The organism is Bacteroides sp. 2_2_4 (genome assembly GCF_000157055.1).
Taxonomy (GTDB): domain Bacteria; phylum Bacteroidota; class Bacteroidia; order Bacteroidales; family Bacteroidaceae; genus Bacteroides; species Bacteroides ovatus.
The window spans coordinates 39,607-46,111 of the sequence record NZ_EQ973355.1; the positions used below are offsets into that span (position 1 = coordinate 39,607).

General features: G+C 41.5%; 5 protein-coding genes and 1 tRNA gene. 5 read left to right on the plus strand and 1 reads right to left on the minus strand.

Annotated features, from left to right (window positions below):
* Positions 1-14: 14 nt before the first annotated feature.
* Positions 15-1,289, minus strand: coding sequence for a histidine-type phosphatase (locus BSCG_RS26940; RefSeq protein WP_008774552.1), 1,275 nt, complete (start codon positions 1,287-1,289; stop codon positions 15-17).
* Between the two features lie 230 nt (positions 1,290-1,519).
* Here BSCG_RS26940 and sppA point away from each other — a divergent pair, with 230 nt between their 5' ends.
* The 5 genes from sppA (at position 1,520) to BSCG_RS26915 (ending at position 6,492) form a co-directional block, all read left to right on the plus strand.
* Complete coding sequence (gene sppA, locus BSCG_RS26935; protein ID WP_004310621.1) at positions 1,520-3,298, plus strand: signal peptide peptidase SppA; 1,779 nt, start codon at positions 1,520-1,522, stop codon at positions 3,296-3,298.
* 10 nt (positions 3,299-3,308) lie between these two features.
* Positions 3,309-4,439 (plus strand): tetraacyldisaccharide 4'-kinase, encoded by a 1,131-nt coding sequence (gene lpxK / locus BSCG_RS26930; protein WP_004298941.1) that lies wholly within the window; start codon positions 3,309-3,311, stop codon positions 4,437-4,439.
* On the plus strand, positions 4,396-5,205 hold the full coding sequence (locus BSCG_RS26925; protein WP_004298940.1) for a purine-nucleoside phosphorylase: 810 nt from the start codon (positions 4,396-4,398) through the stop codon (positions 5,203-5,205). Before lpxK ends, BSCG_RS26925 begins: the two co-directional genes overlap by 44 nt.
* Before the next feature lie 16 nt (positions 5,206-5,221).
* The gene (gene thiL, locus BSCG_RS26920; RefSeq protein ID WP_004298938.1) at positions 5,222-6,259 is read left to right on the plus strand and encodes a thiamine-phosphate kinase; all 1,038 of its coding nucleotides are present in this window, start codon (positions 5,222-5,224) and stop codon (positions 6,257-6,259) included.
* Positions 6,260-6,419: 160 nt separating this feature from the next.
* A tRNA-Phe gene (locus BSCG_RS26915) sits at positions 6,420-6,492 on the plus strand.
* Positions 6,493-6,505 lie beyond the last annotated feature (13 nt).

The window sequence follows — 6,505 nt, forward strand, 5'->3', positions numbered from 1 at the left end:
AAGTTAATGTCGCATTATATATGCTGATATTTATCTAATTTTTCACGATAGTAGCTTTCTACATCTTTCCAGTGGTAATAAGGAGCTACGTCTGTTTTCACCGGTAGTTTAGCTTCCTTTTCATTAAGTAATACTTTTACCAATACATCGTTACTTCCTTTTTTATGGAAAAAGACGAATTGCACGTTACTAGCCATCGGGAAAATATCATACGCTCTCCATTGTTCGGATAACTTTTCTACGTCAGGGTAAGATTCTCCATAATGATTCAGTTCCAATAAAGCGACTAACGGTAACAGACAAGACTCATGACCAAATCTTAAAGTGGCCTGGTTCTTACCTTCTTTCAAAGCAGCATCTGCCCTATCTAAAATATTACGCAACAAGTCGGCTTCCCGATAGGGCATCAAACCATCCGTTACAGGAGAACAAGCGTGTGTCAGATACCAATATAAGTTGTTACAACTCCATAAATCATAACACTCTTCATCCGTGAAAAGAGAATATAGCTGCATATCTGTATCATGACTCTGCATATTACAAGCCAAATCAAAAAGACGTCTCATCAGGCGCGCTTCATCAACGTTTGCTTTTACATACGCTTCGTCTGTAAACAATGTTTTCATCAACCGTTGCGGACGTACATGGGTAGCTTCAAAATCTTTCTGAACCTTCTTCACTTTATCGGAACTAGCTATTTTACTCAAATCCTTAGCAGGAGGATTCATGTAATACATATCATGGTAACTTGCATCATTCTTGATACATAGATTAGGATTCATCGCCTGCAATTGGAGGCATTCGGATGTCATGGATAATATACACCGGATGACAACTGTGGAACGGACATCCACTTCTGTTCCATCCGCAAATATCTGTGGGAAATTAGTATACATACGCTTTGCAATTCCTCTGTGTTGGCGTGCTCCCACCGAAGTCAGTTCACCAAGACGACCTTCCGCCATATCAGCCATGCGCAAAACAATATCCAGTGTGTTTTTACCTATTGCAGTAAGTTTGTTTAAAGAGTCGGCTTTTAATAAAGTTTGCTTGGGGAAACGATAATCATTCGGATCAATCAAATACCGTGAACCATGACGCATATATGTGCTGATATAAAAAGGTTCGTACCCCTTAGGAGCAGCTGTCTGCTTGGCAGTAGGCGTGGGATATGCATAATAATTATTAGCGGATAAATACCGGTTTGCACGGATCTCTTCACGAGCAGTTTGTGCTTGTACCGTCCATACAAACAAAAGCAATAAAAGGATAGATGTGAGTTTTTTCATGATAGTATTATTCAATGTATTAATAGTTGTGCCACAAAATTAGAGATTTCTTCTCATTTAAAAGGATTTGATACAGACAAATATACTTAAATCTTAAATGAAGGAAGTTCCTATTTATATGGATTCGCTGTGATAAAACAAAAATTCGTACGACTTATTGAATAAATATCAACTCAATTATTTATCTTTGTTAGCTTAATAACAAGCTGGCGCAAAAAACAATAAGTATAATGAAAGATTTCTTGAAATTTACACTTGCCACGGTGACAGGTATCATTTTGTCAAGTATTGTATTATTTATAATCAGCATGGTAACGTTGTTTGGCATCATGTCTGCTTCGGACACGGAAACAATCGTAAAAAAGAATTCTGTAATGATGCTCGACTTAAACGGAACGTTGGTTGAACGTACGCAAGAAGATCCGCTGGATATTTTATCACAGTTGTTGGGTGACGGTTCTAACACGTACGGACTGGACGATATTCTTTCTTCCATCCAGAAGGCTAAAGAAAACGAAAATATTAAAGGGATTTATCTACAGGCAAACTCATTAGGCACCTCCTATGCTTCTTTGCAGGAAATCCGCAACGCACTGCTCGACTTCAAAGAAAGTGGAAAATTCGTTATTGCTTATGCAGACTCCTATACGCAGGGACTTTATTATCTTTCCAGCGCAGCCGATAAGGTGTTGCTCAATCCCAAAGGAATGATTGAATGGCGGGGTATCGCCTCTGCTCCCCTGTTCTACAAAGATCTGCTGCAAAAAATAGGAGTTGAGATGCAGGTGTTCAAGGTGGGAACTTACAAATCTGCCGTAGAGCCGTTTATTGCTACGGAAATGAGTCCTGCCAACCGCGAACAGGTTACCACATTTATCACTTCTATCTGGGGACAGGTTACGGAAGGGGTATCTACTTCACGTAATATTTCTGTAGACTCACTGAATGTTTATGCAGATCGCATGCTCATGTTCTATCCGGCAGAAGAGAGTGTAAAATGTGGATTGGCTGATACTCTGATTTATCGCAATGATGTGCGTAATTATCTTAAGAAATTGGTAGAGATCAATGAAGATGATAATCTTCCTATATTAGGATTGGGCGACATGATGAACGTAAGGAAAAATGTGCCGAAAGATAAAAGCGGTAATATCGTAGCTGTTTATTATGCATCCGGTGAAATTACAGACTATCCGAGCTCTGCAACTTCCGAAGATGGGATTGTCGGTTCGAAAGTAATTCGTGACCTGCGCAAATTGAAAGATAATGATGATGTGAAAGCTGTTGTACTCCGTGTCAATTCTCCAGGTGGAAGTGCTTTCGCCTCGGAACAAATCTGGCATGCTGTGAAAGAGCTGAAAACAAAGAAACCGGTCATTGTCTCTATGGGTGATTATGCTGCGTCAGGAGGTTACTATATCTCTTGCGTTGCCGATACGATTGTTGCAGAGCCTACTACCCTGACCGGTTCTATCGGAATCTTCGGTATGATTCCTAATGTGAAAGGATTGACTGACAAAATCGGCTTAAGTTATGATGTCGTAAAAACGAATAAATACGCTGATTTCGGAAATATCATGCGTCCGTTTAACGAGGATGAGAAATCATTGCTTCAAATGATGATAACTGAAGGATATGATACCTTTGTAACTCGTTGTGCCGAAGGACGTCACATGACGAAGGAAGCTATCGAGAAGATTGCCGAAGGCCGTGTATGGACTGGGGAAACTGCTAAAGAACTGGGATTAGTAGACGAATTAGGTGGCATTGACAAGGCACTGGATATTGCTGTTGCAAAAGCCGGTATCGAAGGCTATACCGTTGTGTCTTATCCTGAGAAACAAGATTTCCTGTCTTCCCTGCTTGATACGAAACCGACGAATTATGTAGAATCACAATTACTGAAAAGTAAATTAGGCGAGTACTACCAGCAATTCGGTTTACTGAAAAATCTGCAAGAACAATCCATGATTCAGGCACGTATTCCGTTCGAACTGAATATTAAATAAACCGTAATACATGGACGAACACTTTATCAAGATACATAAGTGGCTCTACCCTGCCTCCTGGCTCTACGGAGCAGTGGTAATGATGAGAAATAAACTCTTTGACTGGGAAGTTCTTCAATCAAAGAGTTTTGATATACCTATTATCAGCGTGGGTAATCTCGCTGTAGGAGGGACAGGAAAAACTCCGCACACTGAATATCTGATAAAGTTTCTTTGTAATCAATATAAGGTAGCTGTATTAAGCCGGGGATATAAACGGCACACGAAAGGTTATGTATTGGCAACTCCGGAAAGTACGGCAAGAAGCATTGGCGACGAACCTTACCAGATGCATCAAAAATTCCCGTCTGTCACAGTAGCTGTCGATGAAAAGCGTTGTCATGGCATAGAAAAGTTGCTTGCACTGCAAAAGCCTTCAATAGATGTTATCCTATTGGACGATGCTTTCCAGCACCGATACGTCAAACCGGGATTGAGTATTCTGTTAACGGATTATCACCGATTATTCTGTGATGACACTTTGCTCCCCGCAGGACGGCTTCGTGAACCAATTAGCGGCAAGAATCGGGCGCAAATCGTTATTGTCACCAAATGCCCGCAAGACATCAAGCCTATTGATTATAACATTATCACGAAACGGCTGAACCTTTATCCATATCAACAGTTATTCTTCTCATCGTTCCGGTATGGTAACCTGCAACCAGTGTTCCCTACCATGTCTCCGGACACAAATGCAATTTCGACAAACCATGAGGTTGCTTTGTCCTCACTGACAAACACTGATATATTATTGATGACGGGAATTGCCTCACCTGCCCCTATTCTCGAAAGACTGGAAGGTTGTACCAAACAAATAGATTTACTATCGTTTGACGATCACCACAATTTCACTCATCGGGATATACAGCTTATCAAAGAACGGTTTCATAAACTGAAAGGAGAACACCGGTTGATTATTACCACCGAGAAAGATGCAACACGCCTGATTAACCATCCGGCTTTGGACAAGGAATTGAAACCATTTATCTACGCCTTGCCTATTGAAATTGAAATATTACAAAATCAACAAGATAAATTTAACCAACATATTATTGACTATGTTAGAGAAAATACAAGAAACCGCAGCTTATCTGAAAGGTAAGATGCATACCAGTCCGGAAACTGCTATTATACTAGGCACCGGGCTTGGCAGTTTGGCAAACGAAATCACCGAGAAGTATGAAATAAAGTATTCGGATATCCCCAACTTCCCGGTATCTACCGTCGAAGGTCATAGCGGTAAGCTGATTTTCGGCAAACTAGGCAATAAGGATATCATGGCTATGCAGGGACGCTTCCACTATTACGAGGGTTATTCGATGAAAGAAGTAACTTTCCCTGTACGTGTCATGCGTGAATTAGGTATCAAAACCTTGTTTGTATCCAATGCCAGTGGCGGTACAAATGCAGATTTCGAAATCGGTGACCTGATGATTATCACTGACCATATCAACTATTTCCCCGAACACCCGCTTCGCGGAAAAAATATCCCTTACGGACCTCGCTTCCCGGACATGAGCGAAGCATACTGCAAGGAACTGATTAGTAAGGCTGACGAGATTGCCAAAGAAAAAGGAATTAAAGTACAACACGGAGTGTATATTGGTACGCAAGGTCCTACTTTCGAAACTCCTGCCGAATATAAACTATTCCATATCCTTGGTGCTGATGCAGTTGGTATGTCTACCGTTCCGGAAGTTATCGTAGCCAACCATTGTGGTATCAAAGTTTTTGGTATTTCCGTCATTACCGACTTAGGAGTAGAAGGAAAAATCGTAGAAGTAACACACGAAGAAGTTCAGAAAGCCGCTGACGCTGCTCAACCGAAAATGACCACGATCATGCGTGAACTTATCAACCGTGCCTAAACAATCATCCCGATTTATGAGAACTGAAATAGCATCTCTTGGTGAGTTTGGTCTGATTGACCGCCTCACCGAGGGAATCAAACTGGAAAACGAATCCAGCAAATATGGAGTGGGCGACGATGCCGCCGTTCTCTCCTACCCTTCAGAAAAGCAAGTACTGGTAACAACCGACCTGCTTATGGAAGGTGTGCATTTTGACCTGACTTATGTTCCCTTGAAGCATTTGGGATATAAATCAGCAGTAGTTAATTTCTCCGATATTTATGCCATGAACGGTACTCCCCGGCAGATTACGGTATCTCTTGGTCTTTCCAAGCGTTTCAGCGTGGAAGATATGGACGAACTTTATTCCGGTATCCGTCTGGCTTGCCAGCAATACAATGTCGACATTGTGGGAGGCGATACCACTTCTTCTCTGACAGGTCTTGCTATCAGCATTACTTGTATCGGCGATGCCGATAAGGATAAAGTAGTTTACCGTAATGGAGCCAAAGACACTGACCTGATCTGCGTCAGCGGCGACTTGGGAGCAGCCTATATGGGTTTACAACTTTTGGAACGTGAAAAAGTCGTATTGCAAGGTGATAAAGATGTCCAACCGGATTTCTCCGGCAAAGAGTATTTATTAGAACGCCAATTGAAACCGGAAGCGCGCAAAGATATCATTGAGAAATTGGCAGCCGCCAATATTGTCCCTACTTCTATGATGGACATTTCCGACGGCCTGTCATCAGAACTGATGCATATCTGCAAACAAAGCAATGCTGGTTGCCGCGTTTACGAGGAGCACATCCCAATCGATTATCAGACAGCTGTTATGGCTGAAGAGTTTAACATGAATCTTACGACTTGTGCCTTGAATGGTGGAGAAGATTATGAACTACTCTTTACTGTTTCCATCGCCGATCATGAGAAAATTTCACAAATGGAAGGAGTTCGTCTCATCGGACATATTACCAAACCCGAACTTGGCTGTGCATTGATTACCCGTGATGGACAAGAATTCGAACTAAAAGCACAGGGATGGAATCCATTAAAAGAAGATAAGCAATAGATTTCATCACATACCTGAAATATTTTCATCTTATACAACACTGATAATTAGCCGACTAACTTTTTATCAGTGTTTTTTATTTCCATAAGGCTTGCAGAATCCAAAAGTTTCACTACCTTTGCAACCGCAAAAGAGATATTACCGGACCGAACAAGCACGAGGTGCCATAGCTCAGTTGGTAGAGCAAAGGACTGAAAATCCTTGTGTCCCCGGTTCGATTCCTGGTGGCACCACTATCGATTCGGT

Coding starts and splice junctions, on each gene's coding strand:
- BSCG_RS26940 (WP_008774552.1), bottom strand. CDS start 1,289: ATGAAAAAACTCACATCTATCCTTTTATTGCTTTTGTTTGTATGGACG.
- sppA (WP_004310621.1), top strand. CDS start 1,520: ATGAAAGATTTCTTGAAATTTACACTTGCCACGGTGACAGGTATCATT.
- lpxK (WP_004298941.1), top strand. CDS start 3,309: ATGGACGAACACTTTATCAAGATACATAAGTGGCTCTACCCTGCCTCC.
- BSCG_RS26925 (WP_004298940.1), top strand. CDS start 4,396: ATGTTAGAGAAAATACAAGAAACCGCAGCTTATCTGAAAGGTAAGATG.
- thiL (WP_004298938.1), top strand. CDS start 5,222: ATGAGAACTGAAATAGCATCTCTTGGTGAGTTTGGTCTGATTGACCGC.